Source organism: Psychrobacter sp. 1U1 (genome assembly GCF_051847535.1).
Lineage (GTDB): Bacteria > Pseudomonadota > Gammaproteobacteria > Pseudomonadales > Moraxellaceae > Psychrobacter > Psychrobacter saeujeotis.
On record NZ_JBPYDD010000003.1, the window covers coordinates 75,389 to 96,296 of the forward strand.

Consider the following 20,908-nt stretch of genomic DNA (forward strand, 5'->3'; position numbering starts at 1 on the left):
ATAAGAGCGTTTGGTTACAATAGCTTATAGATGAGGATGTATCTGTATAAAAAAGAGTGATTTTTTATACACTATTTGCCAAATCGACAGTCAAGAGGAGGTTGAACATGAAAAATGATAAAAAAGTAACGCTAGAAGATTATCGAGGAATAATAAAAGATGGTGATATATCGGTGCACCTTACTCGAGATCAAAAAGCGATGATCTTAAAAACTTATGATTACGGGCTGAATGAGCTAACTGAGATTGACGAGATGTTACTCAGTGCTGTTATCCGACAACTGAAAGCTGCAATCGACCAATAATATTCAATATAAGACCCTATCATGAATAATAACAATAATAGTTCTGACAGTCAGCCGAAGAGCCTATTTGCAGACAAAGCTTATGATGCATCTAATTCGTCTACCAAACCTATTGAGGATACGTCATCTATTAATATTAGCAAAAAGCAGAATGAGAGTAATACTGGACAGTCTACTGCGGATAGCAGCCTAACCAATTTATCGGCTTTATCAACATCACCAACTGAAGAGGCTGCAAGAACAACCAGTAAAACCACTATTGCCAGTGGCGATTCACTAAAATTAGCAGTCGTTGGTCATACCAATACAGGTAAGACCTCCATACTGCGCACTTTGCTACGTGATGTCTATTTTGGTGAAGTCAAAAACGAAGCTGCGACTACTCGCCATGTGGAGCGTGCACAATTAACGGATAACCAAACGGGCGAAGTGCTGGTTACCTTGTACGATACGCCGGGTTTGGAAGATGCGTCTGGTCTGATGGATTGGCTCGAGGATAATACTGCCAGTCGCCGTGATGGTATTGAGCGCTTACAGCAATTTTTGGCAGCAGACATTGCACAAAGTGCCGATGCATTAGGTAGCAGTGAGGATTATAGTCAAGAAGCGAAAGTTATTCGCCAGCTGCTGGCGAGTGATATGGCCATTTATGTAGTCGATGCGCGTGAGCCTGTGCTCGGTAAGTATAAAGACGAATTAACCATTTTGTCGTGGGCAGCCATTCCAGTTATGCCGGTATTTAACTTTACTGATAGCCAAGACGCCAATATTGATGAATGGCAAACCATGCTGGCGCGGCGTAATTTGCATATCTCCACCCGTTTTGACTCTGTCGCTTTTGAATTTGTCGACGAGATGCGACTTTGGCAGAATTTAGCCACCATGCTTACTCATGCTGAAATGCTTGAGCAATTAATGCAGCGCCGGACTGAAAACTGGGCACGTCTGTACGACGAGGCCAATATTATAATTGCAGATTTTTTATTAAATGTCGCCGCATTCGTTCAAGAAGTCAATGAAGACGATGATCCGATGCCTGTGTTGCAGCAGATGCAAGAAGCCGTGCGCCAAAGCGAGCGTAGCATGCAGCATAAGTTGTTAAATCTTTATAAGTTTTATGATAATGCCGTAGCAGCGACTCCGCTTGAGTTGCAAGCTTATCAGCAAGATCCATTTGATCCTGAATTGCTCAAAAGTTATGGTATTCGTACGACTTCTGGCGCGGCGGCTGGCGCGTTATTGGGATTGGGTATTGATGCGGCTGCGTTAGGTACGACTTTAGGATTGGGTGCCGCGATAGGTGGTATCGCAGGTGGGCTGTTATCCAATACAGGTAGTATCGCGGACAAGTTATCCGGTGTGAAGCGTTTATATATTGACCCCGCTACCCTAACCCTCCTTGCTACCCGCGCTATGGACTTGTTGGTCGCCGTACGTCATCGCGGTCATGCTGCCACTGATGCGACGCAGCTGTTGTATGCAAAAGAGCAAATAACGACTGATGACAATGATGAACTTGCTGATGATGAAAGCAACCCGATTACCCCTTGGCCGACCCACAAACTGCCAAGTGAGCTAAAAAAAGCCCGTGGCAAACCGCAATGGTCGTCGCTCAGTAGTGGTAAGTCTGAGCAGGCACAAAGTTTGCGTATTGATGCAGCATGGTCACTTTCAAGTAAATTGCAGGCGCGCAGTGCTGATAACTTGCAAATGGACTAGGTCAATAACTCACTCAAAGCTTCGCTACCGCGTACGTCTGTCTGCTGTAAATAAATGGGATAGATTGGATAGTCTGTAAAATTACTTTCAATCTCCTTCATCAATCCTTGCTGTCTATTCGCACGTGTGCGCCAAAACTCATCGGTTTGCGTAGGCGTTATCAGCTGATTAACTACGATTGCCGCTGGCGTGAGTTTGGTTTCTTCTAATTGCTGGATGGCGCGCTTAGTTTCTGCCAATGGCAGTACATCGGCAGTCATCACCAACACAATGGCCGTTTGCTTACGATCATGGAGTAACAACCCTGCTTCACGAAACAGCTGCTTGCGTTTTTCTAGGACGGATACTGCCTGCTCCCAGCGATCTGGTTTTTGCTTAGCGAAGGGATTTGAGACATTGTCTTTACCATTGTTCTTATCTAAATCCAAGCTCGTTGCTGCCGAGCGTAACTTAGACTGCCGCCGCTGCTGGGCTAATAATCCATCCGTCCACGCTCCCATCATCTCTGGCAATACTAATAAGCGCAAGGTATGCCCCGTTGGTGCGGTATCAAAGATTATATGCTCGTACCTTTTATCAGAGTCAGCATCCGCTGCCGCCACCAAGTGCTGACACATAGACTCGAGCATGGCGGCCTCTTGTGCTCCCGGCGCAGACTTTGACAGACGTAGATGCTCACGAATCTTGGGCATCATGTCAGGATTGGCATAACCTTTAATGGTACGTTCGACCTGTGCAAAATGGTTATCAACGATAACATCTGGATTGAGCTCAAGCGCATCAAGGTAAGGGGTAATTGCTGTCTTCTCGTCACTGAGCGCTACATTTAATACATCGCCCAAGCTATGCGCTGGATCAGTGGAAATAATGAGTGTCTTTTTTTGCTGAGTCGCATAATGGCTGGCAAGTGCGGCGGCTGTCGTTGTTTTACCAACGCCGCCTTTACCACCAACGAATATAATCGGTTGGCTAGCTAACAGTGTGGCTAGCTTATCTAATGGTTGTAGAGCCATAATGTCTTCTCATTTTGATGGTTTTTTCTTATAGTTTTTATAATTTAATTAGGCATTCAACTAGCAATTAACAACAGCCAACATGGTCAAATGGGCATTTCTCCATACCCATGCGTGTATGCCATTCATGGAAATTTTCTAAAAATAGTGGCTGTAGCTCAAGTGTATAAAAGCTGGCTGGGTTATCAATGCCGAGACTCTCCGCAAACATCATTAGCATAAATAAATCTTCTTCATCGCGTGCGGCGCGTGCCATTGTTTGCCGATATGGTGCATGGTAGAACTCATTAAGTCCTGTTAGGAATCTTTGCCATAAAGGCTGATCGTTTTTTGTTTCGTCCATAGTTTTGCCTTGGTTCTAACAACTTATTTATTAGATAATATCATTAACTGGTGGGTTACACTGTACTAACCATATCCTATAAAACAATATTCCAAAGCATAAAAACGCCAGCAATTGCTAGCGTTTTGTTCTGCTCAAATATTTCAGATTTAATTAAGTCTCATTTTTACCTTTATGCTGCGACCATTCACGGCGTAGCACAGACAGACTCTCAAAAGTAACCAAAATCGTTGCAATCATAATGATGATATCCATAATAATGAGTAACCAATTACCATCAGTATAGAAAGTTTTGAGCTGAATTAACAACGCAAAAACCGTCATGACTAGCAAGAACGACAATGGCGCTAAAGTGTACCAAACCGTCTTGCCATTACGTAACAAGATAACGGTTACGATCATAAGCGTTAATGCTGCCATCAATTGGTTAGTAGTACCAAATAGTGGCCAAATAATCATGCCGCCTTCACCGCCAATACCGCCCGCACCGAACGCCAATAATAGACAGGATCCGACTGCTAACAAGGTGGCGACGACGCTTTTACTTAAAATTGGAAGGTTATAGAACTCACCAAACTCTTGGAAGATGTAGCGCTGTAGACGAACGCCAGTATCCATTGTTGTACCGGCAAATAATGCTGCCATTACCGTAAGCATCGTCTGTGACAATACTATATCAATACCGACACCGGCATTAAGTATAGCCGCGCCGCCATCAATGAATGCTCCAACCGAGCCGTCACCGAATTTTTGATAAACTGTTTGCCAATCACCAAGGGTCGCAAAACCTGCGGTGGCAGCAAGAATGGCACCTAATGCCAGCATCCCCTCACCAAGTGCACCAAAATAACCAACAAAACGTACATCTTCTTCTTTGTCGATTTGCTTAGAGGTCGTACCTGTCGCGACCAAGCCATGGAATCCTGAAATAGCACCACAAGCAATAGTCACAAACAATAATGGCAACATAGATGGCGTGCCTATTGGTAAGTCGGTATTGATTGCTGGCGCGACAATATTAGGCGTTGAGATAAAGATAGCAGCGTATAACAAAATCAAACCGACGAATAGCTGCAACCCATTAATATAGTCACGTGGTTGCAATAGCATCCATACGGGTAATAATGAGGCAATTGCAGCATAGGTGAACAGAATAATAATCCAGACAGCATTATCTGGTAATCCAAAAAGAGTCTCAGGTAATACGACTGGGAACATAGGACCAAGATAAATCAGTCCGTATAAGGCCGTTACCCCAATAATAGAAACCCATATCAGGCTCATATTATAGCGATAAATACATTGACCAATAATGAAAGCGACAATCAATGCTCCCCATACTGGTAAGACAGCTGATGGCGTTTTGATAAGCATATTGGCAATGGCCACACCAAAGACAGCGTTGACCATTAATAATAGTAAAAATATAACGACCATCATCAGACTGCGTACGCGTGTGCCCATGACCGTACCAGCGATGGAGCCGATAGACTGACCGCGATTACGCATACTCGCCCAAATGGCTGACATATCATGAACACCAGCCATAAATATCGTCCCAAATACCACCCAAAGCACCGCTGGTACCCAGCCCCAAATGACTGCAATGGCCGGACCGATAATTGGTGCAGCACCTGCTACAGAGGTGAAATGATGTCCCCATAATACATACTTATTGGTAGGCACATAATCTATCCCATCTTTCATCGTATGGGCTGGCGTAGGACGACTATTATCTAACGCCAAAATCTTGGTGGCAATAAATTTTGAATAAAAAAGATAGCCGCAAAGCATCGCAGCAATTCCGAATAATAATACAATAGCACTATTCATTTTATCTCTCCCTAGATAAGATAATGAGGATCAAATTACATATCCCCCTACCTTTTTTGATCTTATGGTTATTAGTCTTTGCTTAAGTCTGTCCGACCTAAAGTGTAACGATTAGTATATTTGTTACACAGTAGTATAAACGTAGTCTTAATACAGTTTAGGCAGTGATAGTTGTTAAAATGCAGGTTCGATATTTCCATACCTATACGCTACCTGCACAAATTATTGCGACAGTAAATGCATACAAGCGTTATAGCGTCATTTTATTGGCTTAAGATGTCCTCATACAGATATTTGACCATACTGACGCTGGATATGATAAAACACTCAAGAGGAATAAAATGACATACTATTTTGGATTTGTCCCATCAGATAAATTAAACAACATGATTAATGAGGCTGAGCGTATCATCATATCAGGCGAAAAAGTAGCTTATTATCCCTATCGCAATGATCTCACGCAGCAAATTGCTCGCGAACTAAACGACAATTTATTGGTTAGCTTGATAGATGTCATTCCAAACCCAGACCGCCAAGCAGCCATGCGCAAAATTGTGAATACCATTGAACGCGCAACAGAGACACTACTCAACGTTTTGCTTGGTAAAGATGAAAACGAAGACGTTTTACCAAGTTTCAACTTTTTAAAAAATCAAACGATGTTTATAGATAATGAAGGTATTCGCCGTGTAGGTTTTGAATTACCAAAAGCATCTGCCGATATTATCATAGAGGGATTTGATGCAATTACCCCCGACAATGTCGATAAAGATAGGTTTAAAATTGCGCTTGAAACTATGAATGAAGAAGCACTTGATCATTTCATTAGTAAATTCACTGAAACGCTCAAGCTGGGTATGATCAAACGTAAATCTATTCCGGTTGCAAAAGTAGGTATCGATAAAGGTATGGGTATGGCTCTAAATAAGTTATTGCCGCAGCTGCCTGATGCTGGACTAAATCGCTTAGCCCGTTTTTACCGTCCTTTTCTTATAAAAATGGCTCACTAAACAGATAACGATAAAAATAAATCACTATTTTTGCTTTAAAGTAATATCTCGTTGGGCAAATTCACCAAAACTTGCTAAAATAAGCGGCACTTTTCCTCGAAGGCGCAACTCATGACTCAAATCAGTAATCAAGAAATTGAAAAAACCCTGCGCAACTCAGAATGCCTCATTAGTAGTATCGAAGTAGCTGCGGCCTATGAGCGTCTTGCCGCTCAACTTAATCTTCATTATGCCGGTCTTAATCCAATCGTTATGGTTGTTATGAATGGCGGACTGATTCCAGCTGGTCAGTTGCTGACTCATCTAACCTTCTATCATCGTATGCACTATATTCATGCATCACGTTATCGTAATAACGAAGGTACCAATGACCTTGATTGGAAATTCAAACCGGACGTTAGTCTTGAAGGCGAACACGTATTACTAATTGATGATATTTTTGACGAAGGTATTACTCTAAAAGCTATCGTAGAAGAGCTAGGGAAAGAAAAGCCACTCTCTATTGAGTCTTGTGTATTACTTAATAAAGAACATGATCGCAAAGTTGCAGAGTTCGAGGTTGATTTTGTCGGTATTAATGTCGCCGACCGTTATGTTTATGGCTGTGGTATGGACTTTCATGGTTACTTGCGTCATCTGCCTGGCATTTACGCTATTAAAGAAGACAAATTATAATCTCAAACTTTACATATTCCATATAAAAAGCATCCAAATCGGATGCTTTTTTATTGATAACATTTTTTGAAATTAAATAGATAAATATTATTATAGCTGCTATCACCTACTCTATCGACCCTTCAAACTGCAAGCTTAATCCTGTCTGGCGCACCGTTGGTGTAGCCAAAGCTTGTGCAAATGCGCTTTCTGTACTAAATATCGACACCTGCTTTTTTGCTCTCGTAACTGCTGTATAGATTAACTCCTGGCTAAGCAGCCGCGCGTTATGATCGTCAAAGCTAATAGCAACATGCTCAAATTCAGAACCTTGCGACTTATGAATCGTCATCGCATACGCAGTAGCAATCATCTCATCACTGAGCATATTTACTGAGATACCTTGTGGTTTGTTCTCAAAAAACACCTGCAAACGCCCGCCTTCAGTCTGTAGACAAATACCAATATCGCCATTGAACAAGCCGAGTTCATAGTTATTTTGTAATACCATTATAGGTCGACCGTGGTACCAAGGAGATTTGGATAAGGGTAGTTTTAATTGATTGCGATGCTGCTCACTTAGGTAGCGATTAATAGAATGATCCCCGCAGCGTCCATGATGTCCGGCAGTGAGCACCCTAAATTGATTGAGTAGTGAAATTAGTTCATCGAAAATTGCGATATACTCTGCCGTTGGCATGGATTTGGCTACCTTTATCCTTGTTAAAGTTTTGTTGGTTTGATTTATATACGACTTATAATTCTTAAGTGTTTTTGAATAGAAATTATAATTGCTTAGGCTATTTTTTATTATATTATCTTTATTATTTATATCATTTTCCATTTGTATTGAGGGTGTATGAGTCAGATGATAAAAGTCTAAAGTCTCATCCTCATGCATTAGCTGCCAAACGGCTGTCATACTTCGCCCTATATCACTAGCATCTTGATTGATTAGCTTTGCAAGCTTACCGATACCAGACTCCTTTGTGAAGCGGCGACTAACCTCTAAACGCTGATGTACCTCTTGTAATGCTGGTATGCGACATAAGTCCGCCAGTACTGCCCCAGCGTCTACTGCCGCTAGCTGATTAGCATCTCCCAATAAAATTAACCGAGCTTTTGGTTTGACTGCACTGACTAAATAGTTGGCTAACTCTACGCCAAGCATAGAAGCTTCATCTACGATGATAATATCTTCGCTTAATTGATTGTCTTTATGATAGCGAGGCTGCCCGCCCTGCCCAATACCTAACAATCTATGAATGGTCTTAGCCTCTGGCAGCTGCATTGCTACGCCTGCATGTTGTAACGCGTCTTGCAAGGACTCCTGCATACGCTGAGCTGCTTTACCCGTTGGGGCAGCTAGGGCAAGGTTTACGCTATTGGTGGATGCCTCCCCTACTTTGTCTTCTATTTCGCCCTCTGACTGTGCTTGATGGAGCGCCATTACTAGCTGAGCGACGGTAAACGTCTTTCCGGTACCTGGCCCACCAGTAATGATGCTAAACGCTGAACGATTGGCCATATGAATGGCATCTTGTTGCTCAGTGTTTAAAAGTGGATTTAATGCAATCGGTAAAATGTCAACGGTCTGATCTTTGATACGGATAATATTGTGCGCGAGTGCATACTCTGCCTGCCATGTACGGTGTAGCCATAGAGTCAGTATTAGTTTTTGCTTATCAAACTGCGTGTTTTCTTTTACTTGAAAAACGATCGGGCTATCGTTTTGACTAATATCTTTCCAGTTGTAGTTGTTTTTGCTGTTCTGAATTAATGGATGCTCTCTTAAAGTTTGTACGAATTTGCTTAGGCTATTTACTGATGGTACTTTTGTTTTAGTCGCTGTCATTGTTTTTAAATACTGATAAAGTTCAGTCGCTGCCCTATAGCGTTGCTGTAGAATTTGCTGCTCGTATTGCGATAGTATCGACTGTAATAGCGCAGCATTCCATAATGCGTGCTCATTATTCATAAGTGAATCAATATCAACTACCTGACCCAAGATGCCTTCAGCTTGACTCAATAGTGGCTGTAATAATGGTTGTATTAGCTGCTGTTGCCAATTTAAAAGCCCAGTATAGCTCTCAGACTCTAGTTCCGGATTTGCTTGGCTGTCATCGTCTGTAAGCATGGCTACGGTATGACCCTCTTCTAAGCGCTGTATAAGCACCTCAAAAATGGCCTCAAACAACCAATCCTGTGTGGCAGGGTGTACATCACTTTCATCAAGTCGCAATTGAGCTTGATAGGCTGCCTGCGTCTGCCCTCTTCGTTGCAATAAATATTGACTGACAGTGGTTGCCCAACTACTACCAATATCGATAGCGCCTTGATTTTGGCCACTGCTTGCTACTCGCTGCGTAATACTTGTAGATTTACTCATTATTCATCCATTTTTATCATCGTACTATAATTTATGCTAAACAAAATTGGCGCACCTTCTCCCACGTGCTGCTGGTATTAAACTGTACCTATTTTAAAGTGTGTTAACTATATACTTTAGGAGTGCCAAACATCTCATCTAACGCTTGTACTAGCGCAAAAGGTATTTGCCATTGAATACGGCCATAGCTTTTAACATTATTATTAGTATTGTTAGTAACATTGCTCTCAATATTTTCAACAGCATCGTTCTGGCTATCTTGAGAGTCGATACCGCGTAAGAAGAGATACTCTACCGCGCCTAGATACTGCTCTTCATTGCCTTCATAATCATGCAAGCGTAACCGTAAAAAACGATGTAGCGCGACTTGATAGATGGTTGCTTGTAACCAATAACCAGCCTTATTCATTGTTGCACTGAGGTTTTCATAATCATAATTACTTAGGCTATTTCCTAAATAATTACTTTTATAGTCCACCACATAAAACTTACCCACGTGCTCATATACTAAATCAATCTCACCGCGCAAATAGCGATAGATATGATCAGAGTACTGCGCTGTGAGCTCTATATGCTTATCAGGATCGTCAGGTAGGTGCTGCTTAAAGACCTCGTTAATACGTTCAGGGGTAAAGTCATCAGCCAGTCCCATATTGAAGCTCAGCTCAGCAATACTTTGTTTGGGCGAGATGGCTTGTAATGGCTGCCCTGAGGCTAACAGTGGCGCTGCTAGTACGTCTGATACCCATGTCATCAGCTCATCATGAGCAACGGCTAATTGACTGTCCTCTTCTATAGGTACTACACTGGCACTTTCATTATCACTTGCGCTTGAGGGTATGTCTTGTAGCAGACGCTGTTGGTTGCTGGCACTAGTATAGCTAACTGGTAGCTGATATTGGCGAATACCTTGATCAATAATCGCTGACCATTTACTGTTATTATTAAAATCTATCTTTTCAAAAACTTCGTGCAAGAATGTACCCGCATTGGCGCCTCTTACAAAACGAAAACGAATATTATCTACCGTCATTAAAGCAGAGTTATTCTCACTACTCTCGTTACCTTCTGCGTTAGTTATATTTCCAGATGTAGAGGCAGCCGACAAATTCATACTATCTGTTAAATCCACACTATCCGTTAAGTCTAAGTCATCCTCTATACCATCATCAAACACAGCTAAAGCTTTACCTTGCTCACTCAGCTGCCGAGATAAGGCAGTAAAGCTGGTTTTTGCCCAACCCTTAAAGTAATTTACTCGAATCTGTGCGTAGGCATCTTGATAATCAATACGCAGCAACGTATCAGCATCGTTTTTATTTTCATTATTATCAGTCTTTGCAGCTTTCCCATTAGCTTTGACTATAGTCTCAGCATTGGTTGCAACGGTACTATATTCTAGCCAGCCAATATGATCGTATAAACGCTCTGGCAGTGTGAACTTGTGATCTTCACAGCTTAGCCATTTAAGGCTTGGTTTACGTTCAGCACCCGTTTTGTTAAAGCTATCTGCTAATACCATATACAGCTGTTCACTGGCGCGGGTAAAAGCCACATAGGCTAAGCGTCTAAGCTCTTCATAATTCTCAGTCGTTTCAAACTGAGCATAGTAATCCGTTGGCGTCTCTCCTTTTGCTGATTTACTATGCGGCTTGCCTTTACAAGCAGATAGACGACGTTCAGTCTTGTTATTATGGATGTTGTTGACGTCACTATTATTATCGTTATCACTACTACTATCAGCACTCTTGTGATCGAATAAAAATAAATTATGTTTACTGCTATCACCGGCTTTTTTGCTAGTCCCATCCATACCAATGACATATACCACTGGAAACTCTAACCCTTTAGATTTATGAATGGTCATCAATTGGACACCTGACTCAGTCGGCAATGGTTGCTGCTTCGCCCATTCAGGTGTTCGTTTACTATTCATGTTTTTCTTATACCATGCCAGCATTTCATGCTCACCAATATGCATCCCGTACTGAGCTAAGATATCCATTAGATGGCGTAAATCCATCAGATGGCGTGCCCCATCTTCTAAGTCTGCAAGACCTACCCAAATACTCTGACGTTCTGTTGGACGCCCTGTATGGCTCTCTGTCTTGTAGGCCATTGGGTTATGACCAAACAAATAATGCAGTGCAGACAAGATGCCATTATGCTGCCACTGGCTAGCGGCTATCTTTATATAATTTTGGAAGTCTTGATAACGCTGCTTAAGTGCAGCTTGTTCACCATCTGTATCTGATATTCCAATAGCTTGCTCAGCGCTTAACTGTTCTACGCTGTCGTCATCCACACTTTGCATCAGTGCTTGCACATCGTTGAGACTTAATTGGTAAAAATGACTGGTCAACACTCGATTGATAATGTCACGGCGATGCGGGCGTAGCATGGCCTCTAGCAATGCTGCTAGATCAGCGGCTATAGGCGTGTCAAAGACGTTGTTCTCCGCCGTCTCTAATGTCGGCACGCCAAGCTTAGCGAGCATATCTTCGACTTGCTTTAAATCTTTTTTGGTACGGCCCAATACACCGATATCACTTGGTTTTAATAGTCGTCCCTCTATGGTCTGATCACTACCAAGAAGTGCGGCAATATGTAAGGCAGTCAGCTCACAAGCATTGTGCTTAGCTTCTTTGTTATAAGGCAGATGGATGACACTAACTGGGCTATTTGATGCAATGGAAGCGGTTTCAGAAGATAGGCTGACAGTTTGTTCAGCGGTTGATTGCTGCCAAGATAATCGCGACTCCGTATTAACCGCAGTAATATGCTGGTAGTAAATACCCTTACCCAACTGGGCTAACTCATCGACAACGCCTGAACTTGTAGACTCATTCACATCGGTAGCAGGTTTTGTGCGTCCAAACCAGTGATTCAGTGCCGTGATTAAGCGCTCATTGGAACGTCGATTCACATTCAAGCTCATAATATGCTTATCATCAAACCTTGCTTTCATGGCGTTGTAGTTGGCCACATCACCACCACGGAAACCATAAATCGCCTGTTTAGGGTCACCTACCAATAATAAGAAGCCGCGACTTCTGTCTTGCGCACGAGGGTCTTTATTATCAGTCTTCCTAGACAGATAGATCCGCTCAATCATACGCGCCTGCTCACCATTGATGTCTTGTGACTCATCAATCAGGGCAATGGGATAATGATGACGAATATAACGTGCCAGCCGCTGCCCTTGTTTACCGGTTAGCGCTTGATTCAACCGTACCATTTGTAGAGCAAAAGTCGTCTCGCGTCGCTCTTCTAAGACCGATGGTAGCTTTTGTCTTACCTTTAACGCGATATCACGATTTAGGTTTTCAATGAGCCCATCAAGATACAGCTCAATCTGCTGGGTGTAATCACGTAGCGTTTTTAGAGCGTTTATGCTGTCTAGATTGATAAAGGTTTGGCGCTCTAGCTCTTTGCCTTTATTAAAACCTTTGCCGCCATCGTCTTTACTGAGAAATGCATAAGGCAGTGCATCATAAAACTTTTGGGTTTCCTCGTCCAAATGCGTAAAGAACGCTGTGCCATTTTGTTGAATGGCAGTCTGTATATTACCTATATGATTTACTTTAGTAGCAAGACCTGCATTCCAAGTCATCCCTTGCGCTTTACGATAGTCTTTATCAAAGTACGGCTTTACATCTGTTAGATCACAGTCTTTAAAATCCTCTAATGCATGCTGGTAGGCGGTAAAGTCTATTGGCTCGCCCAAATCAACAGGCTCAATTGGTGTGGAGATAAACTGCAGTGACTTTTGCGCCACGTTTAGGTGATCAGCGGGCGTGGTCAGACGATTGGTATGCTGTAATAATTGATATATCTCAGGCTGCTGATAGTACATATAACTATGATGCGCACGTACGGCATCATGAATGATACTCTCTATCACTGTCTGCTCATCGTCGCTGATTTGCATACCCTGCTGATGTCCCGTCTCCGCGCTATACTCAGACAACCATTTTTGCGACAGGCTATCTAATGTACCAACAAACAGCTTATCTAACGTCGTCAGTACCAATGCACAGCGCCTGATAGCATCGGCTAAAGGATATTCTTCCGTATGATCCAATAGGTATTCAATCAGATGGCTGTTGATAGGATCTGTCACTAGATTCGCTGTTCCTGCCAGCTTTGCTTGCTGCTCTAGCCATTGCAAGCGTGCTTGCTTCTGCTCAGGACTTACTTTACTCGTCTCTTTGGCTTTTTTAGCATTATCAGTGGATTTTGAGTCAGCTTTGTTGTTGCTTTCTTTATTGCTGATGTCATTAAATTGCAGGTATAAAATTGGATGAGTATGGGTATCAGCTTGCAGCTTATTAAGCCATTGCAGTACTTGATAAAAATCAACCAAGCGCGCATGGATACGCTCGCGCATCTCAGCCGCCGCTGCCCGAGTAAAGGTAGTAGCGATGATATGTTCAGGAGCCCGTTTGGCTTCAATCAGCAAGCGTAGGACAATGCCCGTCAGCGTCCATGTCTTACCTGTACCTGCTGAAGCTTCTATCAAGTACTTCCCAGTTAACGGTACTCGAACTGCAGGTGGTTGCTCAGACTTTTCGACCACTTTATTGTCATCATTAACGCTATCGGCTGCCGTGCTGGTAAAAGCTTCCGTTTCATTACTCATACTATTAAGATCGCTATTAAGAATGCTGCTGTCGTTATCATACTGATCCATAAAAAATCACTTGTTCAATGCTTGAAAATAATGCTACAAAAACACAAATTAGTACTGTAAAAGGTCTATATTTGAGAAGATTGTTAAGAAGGTTATAAAACCAATAAAACAGGCTCTATAGCGGCTCCAACGCGTTATCCATCATCCCAAACAATGGCTGAGCTAAAGACGGCAAAGCATCGATCAACGCGGTAAACGCATCTTGGTTTTGTAATATATACTGCCAAAGCTCGTGCTGGGCACAGGTATCATAGATGACGTCACTGTTAAAGCCTGCCCATAACCAGCTGTCAAAGTCACTACGCTTCGGCTGATAGCTTGTATCCCCCTTTTGCGCCTCTCTCACTTTATCCAAATAAGTCATCGCGTGTACAGGTAACACAGTCATCGGTGTAGTGCTGGCAATTTGTGCAAACTTAACCCATTTAAGCAGCTCTGCTAATGCCGTGTCATAATCTATCGGTGCAAGCGCAAAGGTCGCTTTACCTTTAAACTTTTTATATTCATCACTACCTTTACTAAAGCGCCAGATACTTTTGCCATCACCGTCAGCGACTTGTGCCTCAGTAGTACGTCGCGATACTTGCCAATAGACATGGGCCAGCCAGAAGCGTAATAAATGCTGGGTACGAGCACTATTGGGTAAGATATTTATCCAGAGCTTAGGTGAAATCGATTCATCTGGCGTATTAATCTCTAGCGGGACAACTCCTTTAACTTGCAATTGACCTTGTGCATTCATAGCAGATGCTTGCACATTGACCATTTTTTCCGCGCATGGCGTCAATAATGTCGGGCACTGCTCATTATTCACATCAGTATTAATACCAGTATTAACATCAATACCCAATGCAGTTAGCTGCTCGGCAAAGTCTTGGCATTGTTGGGTAATCTTTAGCTGTTGATACTGTAAGGTCGATTGACGGGCGACGCCAGCGGGCATGACTCGGTCATATAGCAAACCATTTAAACGTTTCGTTGTCTGCTGACGTTCTTCTGCATTATCACTATTAGTATAGGAGCTTGCGTATAAGTCAGTTAGTAGCTGCGCATTCACCGCATAAGCACCCAAGCCTGATAACGCTAACGGCTCCTGATGCATCGTATCTTCTGTTGGCAACACAACATGCACTTGCTGCTCTTTTAAGAAGTGCTTTGCCGGATGACGTACATGATAGTACAAATACTGCATATCAACCTGCTGAACATCAAAAAGGAACGTATTGTGCTCAGCGGTTAGCTCAATAGGTTGAGTGATAGCGGCGGCAATAGGAGCGTATTCAGCCCTATTAGGTAGCACGACTTTGATAGCATGATTGGGTGTGTCCGTATCAATTTGCGCTTGCAGACGCTCAAACACCGCTTGCCAGACTTTTGCAGGCGCATGAGTGCTTTTTTGATAGAGCTTTTCGCTTTGCATCGCGCGCGCTAAGGACTGAATAAGCTCTTGACCGTCATCCTGCTCATTGTTTCTTTCAACATTATTTTCATAGCTAGAATTGGTAGATAAAGAGTCGGGCTGTACAAATACTTCATCTGCAAAGGGTAGCGCTGGATGGCGCGTTACAAGCCATTTCTCAATCAGTTCAGGTAGATAACGTTGCACTTGAGCAGTTAAATCAGCCTGCGCATCTTTTTGAGCATTTTTAAGAGGATCCCACTGCCATTGCACTTCACCGCGCAAAAACTGCAATAGCTCGCTGACCGGATTAGCAGGCAGATGCTCGTGGATATCGGTTAGACGCTGACCATTATAAAAAATCCAGCACGCATTACGCGCGCATAGCACGGCATCTAAAAATGCCCCATTGTCATCATCTTCACTAAATCTATCACCGCGCTTGGCCAATCCCGCTTTCATCAAATCATAACGATTATCTCTATCTCGATTAGGAAACTCAGACAAATCCATATTAAGCATCACTACTAGTCCGAACGGTACATTACGCAGCGCACCGAAGCGCCCAAAAGTAATAACCCCTGTCGGCTCGGCACTGACTTGCTGGCTTTCTAGCTCGTCCTCAATACTACCCAACATAAAGCTAAGCTTTAATGGCAAGGTGCTCACTCTCGATAGCTGCGCTTCTACTTGAGCGGCATTTAACTTGCCAGCGTCAGCAGAAGCCTTGCTAGCAATTGTCTCGATATCTAATTGATCATCTATTTGAGCATGATAGCGTTGATAATGGCGGTTAGCCCGTAAGCTACTTTTAAAACCGTTCATGGCATTGAAAATAGCGCGCATAGGGCGGGTTTGATCAAGCGCGCCAAAGTATGGATGGATGATATGGTTTTCTATACGGTCTAGCCAGTCCTCAGCTTTATAGCTTGCTTGATACTCATCTCGGCACTTATTAAGCCCGGCATGGACACGGCACAAGGCTTCAACAATAGACGCATCATTTAAACTAATAGCAGAAATAGGAACGGTTTTTTCCGCTAAGGTATTGTCTTGCCAATTGTCCGGATACAGACAATCACTAATACCCGCCTCTGGCATCACTAAACCTAAGGCGATTTGATCTAAAGCGTAAGCAAAGCTAAAGCGGTAGTCATAGTCTGCGGCATCTAATGTCTGCTGCAAATGCGCTTCATCAAAACCGCGTACAAAGCCCGCCTGTTCCAACAAGTCACAGCCACGGCTCATCTGCTCATGGGTTAAGCCAAGACTTTCATATAGTGGCGGCAGCATTAACCAATCCATGACTACCGCCGCTTCAAAACGTGCCGTGTCACTACCTAGCAAACTATAAAATCCGCTAATAGCTTCCCACAGTTGGCGAATCGACTTATCAACCACCCCTGTGACTTTGGCCGGGAGCGTCAGGCCATCTTGCCCTCTGCCTTGTACGAATACCGAGGTAATCAAATCATGATGACGCTCCACATCTGGTAAAAGCACAACGATGTCAGATAAGTGGCGCATGCTACCATCGTCATTGGCTTCATTAAGCCAGCGCCCGATCATTCCGCGTAGTACTTCAAGTTGACGTTGAAGGTTATGGCAAGAGTGAATACTTAGGCTATTGTCATATTGTGAGATATTCCACTGACGCGGTTGCTCATGATATTTATTTTTTAGCGTATCGTCGCTGTACCATTGTTCTATGTGCTGGTTTGAATGATGATTATCATTGCTTAGGCTATTTACTTCATTACTATTGAGGCTATCAACGTCGGCTTGGTTTTCTGAATCTTCTAGGTTGAGTGCCATTTGTGTCCCAAGCGCAGCACTGAGCCGCCCTGCTGTAACTTGCTGAGTTGAGCTTTCATCAAGCATCAACACATCTTGCTGCAAGTGCGCAAGCAGACTCATCGGCCGCTCATCACTACGACTGACTGAAGAAGCCTGATACTCATCTTTTATATCAAACTTATCTTGCCAGTCCAATACAAAACCATCTTTATCCTCATTACCAGACAGCCCTGCCAGCATCGCAAAGGTCTCACGCGATTGTTTGCCAAGACGTGATAACAAGGTATGCCCGTAATCACGCAAAAACACACTTTCAGGATTAATTACCTGTTGGCGCTGTAGCCATTGCTTATCGACGATATCTGCCCAAAAAAGCTGCGATGGATTGTAATGCAACAAGGTAATATCGAGATGTTTTGACAAGCGCTGTAAAAAATCTAGCTCGTTTTGCGGCAATTGCTGAATCGTAAAAATATGCAATTGAGTCGGCAAGATCGACTTAATATCGACGCCTGTCTCACTGCTATCCTTTGTCATAACCTCCCAAAACCGGCGCTCAATAGAAGAGCGATGCTCATATACAGAGGCAAATAATAACCGCCATAGATGTCGCTGCGCCGCCTCTAGCTCTACATAATGCGCAACTAACCATTCAGGTGTCATGCCAGCGTATTTATCAAACTCTAACGTCAGCTTATCCTTTTCAGCAACCAACGTCTCCACGTCTAGCGCTTTACCTTCAGACCATAAGGTCAACCATTCCTCACGGTGATTCAGATAGCGACCAAATACTCGCGAAAAATCAGTCGCAAGCGACCATAGCCGAACATCTTGCTGACTGCGATCAGCCTCATCGTCTATTAAAGCTAATAGCAACGGATAGAGCGGATGCTTATCGTCCGTCATAATCTGCGTTTGATAATAGGTAAAGTAACCGAACAGGCGCCACTGCATCACCGAGCCAGTCAGTACTGCCACCTCTGGCACGGTAATAATTTCTTGCGTGCGCTGATTATTCTCCAACCAAGTATTGTGCTCAGACAACAATTTTTGCATCAATGTCCACTGATACTGACCCCAAAATGTCGTCGTGACTAACGTGCTGATACCCGCTTGGCTTGCAATAGACTTATCCAACCAGTCACCAAGCACCATCGATGGCACAATGACGACAAACTCTTCAAATATAGGCTGATTTTTGGACTTGTAAGCGGCCAATAACTGTTCGACCAAAATCTCGGTCCGATGGGACTGAATAATTCTAAACATAAACAATAATCTAATTAGAATAAGATAAACAATACCTAGTGCACGCTACGATAATAGTAATGCAATGGGGCGGTATAAAGAGGTTTAATCGATCATAGATGACTTGATAGAACATCCAGAGAGATCATTCTTGACAATATAGAAGCATTATATCTAAACAGAAGTTTTCTTGATATCATAGCTCTTAAAATAAAAATCACCAATGACAACACTTATCAGCTCAATATTGGCGGTCGTGCCAATCATATATTTCTGCTAAGATGACCTCATTTGGTGATTAATAACAATTGTGACTGATTGCTAGTTACTGATTTATGGCACTTGCATCTAACAACATAAATAAAAGATACATACGCTATAGCATAGTGTCATAGTGTGCCACCGATGCTAGAGATTTACTAGCGTATTGCTCAGTCACGTAGTCGCTTACGACATTCAGTGTCGTTCAGCTTGCGTAAGGTATATATTTACATCGAGCTTGACTAATATCTAACCCCAATTGAACTTCAAATACGAGATCACTGCCTATCATGCCACTGCGTCCCATTGATGCTATTTTTGTTCATCCCGAAAAGCGACTTTATGTCGTTTATTTTCGCGGTGAGCTGTGGCAATTACCTCGTATGAAAGTCGATCATGCGGCTTGGCAACGCCGGCAGACTTATGATGGTAACACAAAGTCGCTTTATCTTAGTCGCAATCAAATCGTTACCGATCCCATACTGGCACGAACATTACGCACCTTAAACTTACCGACCGCTATACGTGGAAGCACCTTACCTCGCTTTGAAGCATGGTGGGAGGTTCATGGTTTTGAATGGTTAAAGAGTCTACTTAATAATGGCGAATCGCCGCTAGCCGCTCATCAATCAAGCGTAAAATCCCCTGTTTTGAATATTCAGTCTTTAGACAATGCAAAAACAGACGTAGTAAACCCTATCGAAAAAACTGAGACCCTTGAGTCTGCCAAATCAGCTACTGAAGAGAATGCTTTTGATAATATGCTGGCGGAACTAACCAATGAGGTATTGCATCATCGACCCTAAATAGAATTCTTAACCCCATTAGAAAAAATACTAAAATAATTTGAACCATATATTGAAATATAAGATGAGCAGTAACCTATGAGAGACTATAAGCTACTATTGGCAGGACTGGTTTTATTACTGCTGGCTATTTTTATTGGCGTTTTTGCGTGGCTATGGAACAGTAATCGTAAAAGCATAGATCCCCTTCCTATAATGGCAAGTACCAATAGTGACAGCTCTGCTGATGAGGACGACTCAGTTACTACTAGAACTTTATATGTACAGGCGGAAGATAAGCTACAAGTTCCGTTAGATGATGTCATTGTTCGCTTTGAATCACGCTATCCTAAGTTGCAAGTGTTAGCACGCTACGTAGAGTCTGATGAATTACTAGACTTGCCAGATCTTCAAGCTTCTAATAATCTTACTACTCCTGACAATAACGCAATTAACGAAAATTCAAGATATATTGTCAATACTGATATTATTATGGCCGATAATAAAATAACTAAAGACCGCTTAGCGCCTTTGCAAGCATCTCTTAAAGCGTTACAAGCTGAGCATAATAAGACTGCTGATATTATAAATAACAGCCTAGATAACGATGAGCATGAAAATGCCGATACGCCAAATGATAATAAAGAAGCGCGCAACCTATCCTCTTTTAGCTATGCGCTAAAAAACACCGAAACGGTAGATGGCGTGATTTTAACCGAAAACCCTGCTGCTACAAGCTTTCGTAATTTTATACTATCAAGTGTCGGACAAGACATTTTAAAACAGCATGACTATGAAAATATTGAAGGTTACAGAAATAATTTAAATGACTTATTTAACCCGACATCGCGTGCCAAACCAACAGCAGATGAAAGCTCAGTACAAGTAGCTGACGCCCTTAGCAATGGTGCATAAAGTCAAATCACTTTTATTTATCGTTGTTGATTGCTTTTATACGAGCTTTTTTTTACAATAGCACTCCATAATGCGCCTATAGCTCAACAGGATAGAGCAGTTGCCTCCTAAGCGATCGATCCGAGTTCGAGTCTTGGTGGGCGCACTATTAAACATTACCATAGCTGTTCACAAACCCCCCTTGTATGCCGCGCGCTGCAAGGGGGTTTTGTTATATAGCAGCAGTACTATACTATACGGTTGTTAAATTTTTAGGTTTTACTGTTGAAACCTCTTCATACCTTTAAGGACAATTCATGATGAAGAGAAAAGATTACCGACTAATCGATGTCATCATCTGCCACTAGACTAATCACATCGATTACAAGCTGATGCATTACACTCATCATCAAGGGGCTGAGAATATCGATAATGCATATACATATACGAAACGACTATAAATTAAATACCTCAAAACAACTCTATATACCATTACCTGTATACAGGTAATGACTAAGATTCGAATTGTGCTTTTCCTAAGTCATGTTGTTAATACTGGGATTTG

The 20,908-nt window shown here is 42.6% G+C and carries 12 protein-coding genes and 1 tRNA gene; 7 read left to right on the forward strand and 6 right to left on the reverse strand.

Annotation, left to right across the window (positions count from 1 at the left end):
• Positions 1 to 107 precede the first annotated feature (107 nt).
• Positions 108 to 305: a hypothetical protein gene (locus ACS8FB_RS04975; protein ID WP_058368770.1), complete on the forward strand. Its 198-nt coding sequence runs from the start codon at positions 108 to 110 to the stop codon at positions 303 to 305.
• 21 nt (positions 306 to 326) lie between these two features.
• Positions 327 to 2,024 carry a DUF3482 domain-containing protein gene (locus ACS8FB_RS04980; RefSeq protein ID WP_439261353.1) on the forward strand — a complete coding sequence of 566 codons (1,698 nt, stop codon included), beginning with the start codon at positions 327 to 329 and terminating at the stop codon, positions 2,022 to 2,024.
• On the opposite strand, the gene ACS8FB_RS04985 is transcribed toward ACS8FB_RS04980, so the two are convergent.
• From ACS8FB_RS04985 to ACS8FB_RS04995, 3 genes are all read right to left on the reverse strand, one after another.
• Positions 2,021 to 3,037: an ArsA family ATPase gene (locus ACS8FB_RS04985; RefSeq protein WP_439261354.1), complete on the reverse strand. Its 1,017-nt coding sequence runs from the start codon at positions 3,035 to 3,037 to the stop codon at positions 2,021 to 2,023. The two genes, ACS8FB_RS04980 and ACS8FB_RS04985, sit on opposite strands and share 4 nt — an antisense overlap.
• Before the next feature lie 67 nt (positions 3,038 to 3,104).
• A complete protein-coding gene (locus ACS8FB_RS04990; RefSeq protein WP_439261355.1) occupies positions 3,105 to 3,380 on the reverse strand; it encodes a cory-CC-star protein in 276 nt (91 codons plus the stop codon).
• A gap of 153 nt (positions 3,381 to 3,533) precedes the next feature.
• A complete protein-coding gene (locus ACS8FB_RS04995; RefSeq protein WP_439261356.1) occupies positions 3,534 to 5,213 on the reverse strand; it encodes a carbon starvation CstA family protein in 1,680 nt (559 codons plus the stop codon).
• A 341-nt stretch (positions 5,214 to 5,554) separates the two neighbouring features.
• Here ACS8FB_RS04995 and ACS8FB_RS05000 point away from each other — a divergent pair, with 341 nt between their 5' ends.
• Together ACS8FB_RS05000 and ACS8FB_RS05005 are read left to right on the forward strand one after the other, a co-directional pair.
• A complete protein-coding gene (locus ACS8FB_RS05000) occupies positions 5,555 to 6,223 on the forward strand; it encodes a hypothetical protein (RefSeq protein ID WP_439261357.1) in 669 nt (222 codons plus the stop codon).
• A 111-nt stretch (positions 6,224 to 6,334) separates the two neighbouring features.
• Positions 6,335 to 6,898, forward strand: a complete 564-nt coding sequence (locus ACS8FB_RS05005) for a hypoxanthine-guanine phosphoribosyltransferase (protein ID WP_299220671.1) — start codon at positions 6,335 to 6,337, stop codon at positions 6,896 to 6,898.
• A 106-nt stretch (positions 6,899 to 7,004) separates the two neighbouring features.
• Here the strand turns inward: ACS8FB_RS05005 and recD are convergent, their stop codons facing one another.
• The 3 genes from recD to ACS8FB_RS05020 all read right to left on the reverse strand — a co-directional run bounded on the left by recD (position 7,005) and on the right by ACS8FB_RS05020 (position 18,424).
• Positions 7,005 to 9,266, reverse strand: a complete 2,262-nt coding sequence (gene recD, locus ACS8FB_RS05010; protein WP_439261358.1) for an exodeoxyribonuclease V subunit alpha — start codon at positions 9,264 to 9,266, stop codon at positions 7,005 to 7,007.
• Positions 9,267 to 9,369: 103 nt separating this feature from the next.
• Entirely contained in the window at positions 9,370 to 13,959 is a 4,590-nt protein-coding gene (locus tag ACS8FB_RS05015; protein WP_439261359.1) for a UvrD-helicase domain-containing protein, read from the reverse strand.
• Positions 13,960 to 14,074: 115 nt separating this feature from the next.
• The gene (locus tag ACS8FB_RS05020) at positions 14,075 to 18,424 is read right to left on the reverse strand and encodes an exodeoxyribonuclease V subunit gamma (RefSeq protein ID WP_439261360.1); all 4,350 of its coding nucleotides are present in this window, start codon (positions 18,422 to 18,424) and stop codon (positions 14,075 to 14,077) included.
• Positions 18,425 to 18,954: 530 nt separating this feature from the next.
• On the opposite strand from ACS8FB_RS05020, the gene ACS8FB_RS05025 reads away from it, so the two are divergent.
• From ACS8FB_RS05025 to ACS8FB_RS05035, 3 genes are all read left to right on the forward strand, one after another.
• On the forward strand, positions 18,955 to 19,470 hold the full coding sequence (locus tag ACS8FB_RS05025) for a hypothetical protein (RefSeq protein ID WP_439261361.1): 516 nt from the start codon (positions 18,955 to 18,957) through the stop codon (positions 19,468 to 19,470).
• Between the two features lie 78 nt (positions 19,471 to 19,548).
• Positions 19,549 to 20,364, forward strand: coding sequence for a hypothetical protein (locus ACS8FB_RS05030; RefSeq protein ID WP_439261362.1), 816 nt, complete (start codon positions 19,549 to 19,551; stop codon positions 20,362 to 20,364).
• 72 nt (positions 20,365 to 20,436) lie between these two features.
• Positions 20,437 to 20,509 (forward strand) — tRNA-Arg (locus tag ACS8FB_RS05035).
• Positions 20,510 to 20,908 lie beyond the last annotated feature (399 nt).

Coding starts and splice junctions, on each gene's coding strand:
- ACS8FB_RS04985 (WP_439261354.1), bottom strand. CDS start 3,037: ATGGCTCTACAACCATTAGATAAGCTAGCCACACTGTTAGCTAGCCAA.
- ACS8FB_RS05020 (WP_439261360.1), bottom strand. CDS start 18,424: ATGTTTAGAATTATTCAGTCCCATCGGACCGAGATTTTGGTCGAACAG.
- ACS8FB_RS05005 (WP_299220671.1), top strand. CDS start 6,335: ATGACTCAAATCAGTAATCAAGAAATTGAAAAAACCCTGCGCAACTCA.
- recD (WP_439261358.1), bottom strand. CDS start 9,266: ATGAGTAAATCTACAAGTATTACGCAGCGAGTAGCAAGCAGTGGCCAA.
- ACS8FB_RS04980 (WP_439261353.1), top strand. CDS start 327: ATGAATAATAACAATAATAGTTCTGACAGTCAGCCGAAGAGCCTATTT.
- ACS8FB_RS04990 (WP_439261355.1), bottom strand. CDS start 3,380: ATGGACGAAACAAAAAACGATCAGCCTTTATGGCAAAGATTCCTAACA.
- ACS8FB_RS05015 (WP_439261359.1), bottom strand. CDS start 13,959: ATGGATCAGTATGATAACGACAGCAGCATTCTTAATAGCGATCTTAAT.
- ACS8FB_RS05025 (WP_439261361.1), top strand. CDS start 18,955: ATGCCACTGCGTCCCATTGATGCTATTTTTGTTCATCCCGAAAAGCGA.
- ACS8FB_RS04995 (WP_439261356.1), bottom strand. CDS start 5,213: ATGAATAGTGCTATTGTATTATTATTCGGAATTGCTGCGATGCTTTGC.
- ACS8FB_RS04975 (WP_058368770.1), top strand. CDS start 108: ATGAAAAATGATAAAAAAGTAACGCTAGAAGATTATCGAGGAATAATA.
- ACS8FB_RS05000 (WP_439261357.1), top strand. CDS start 5,555: ATGACATACTATTTTGGATTTGTCCCATCAGATAAATTAAACAACATG.
- ACS8FB_RS05030 (WP_439261362.1), top strand. CDS start 19,549: ATGAGAGACTATAAGCTACTATTGGCAGGACTGGTTTTATTACTGCTG.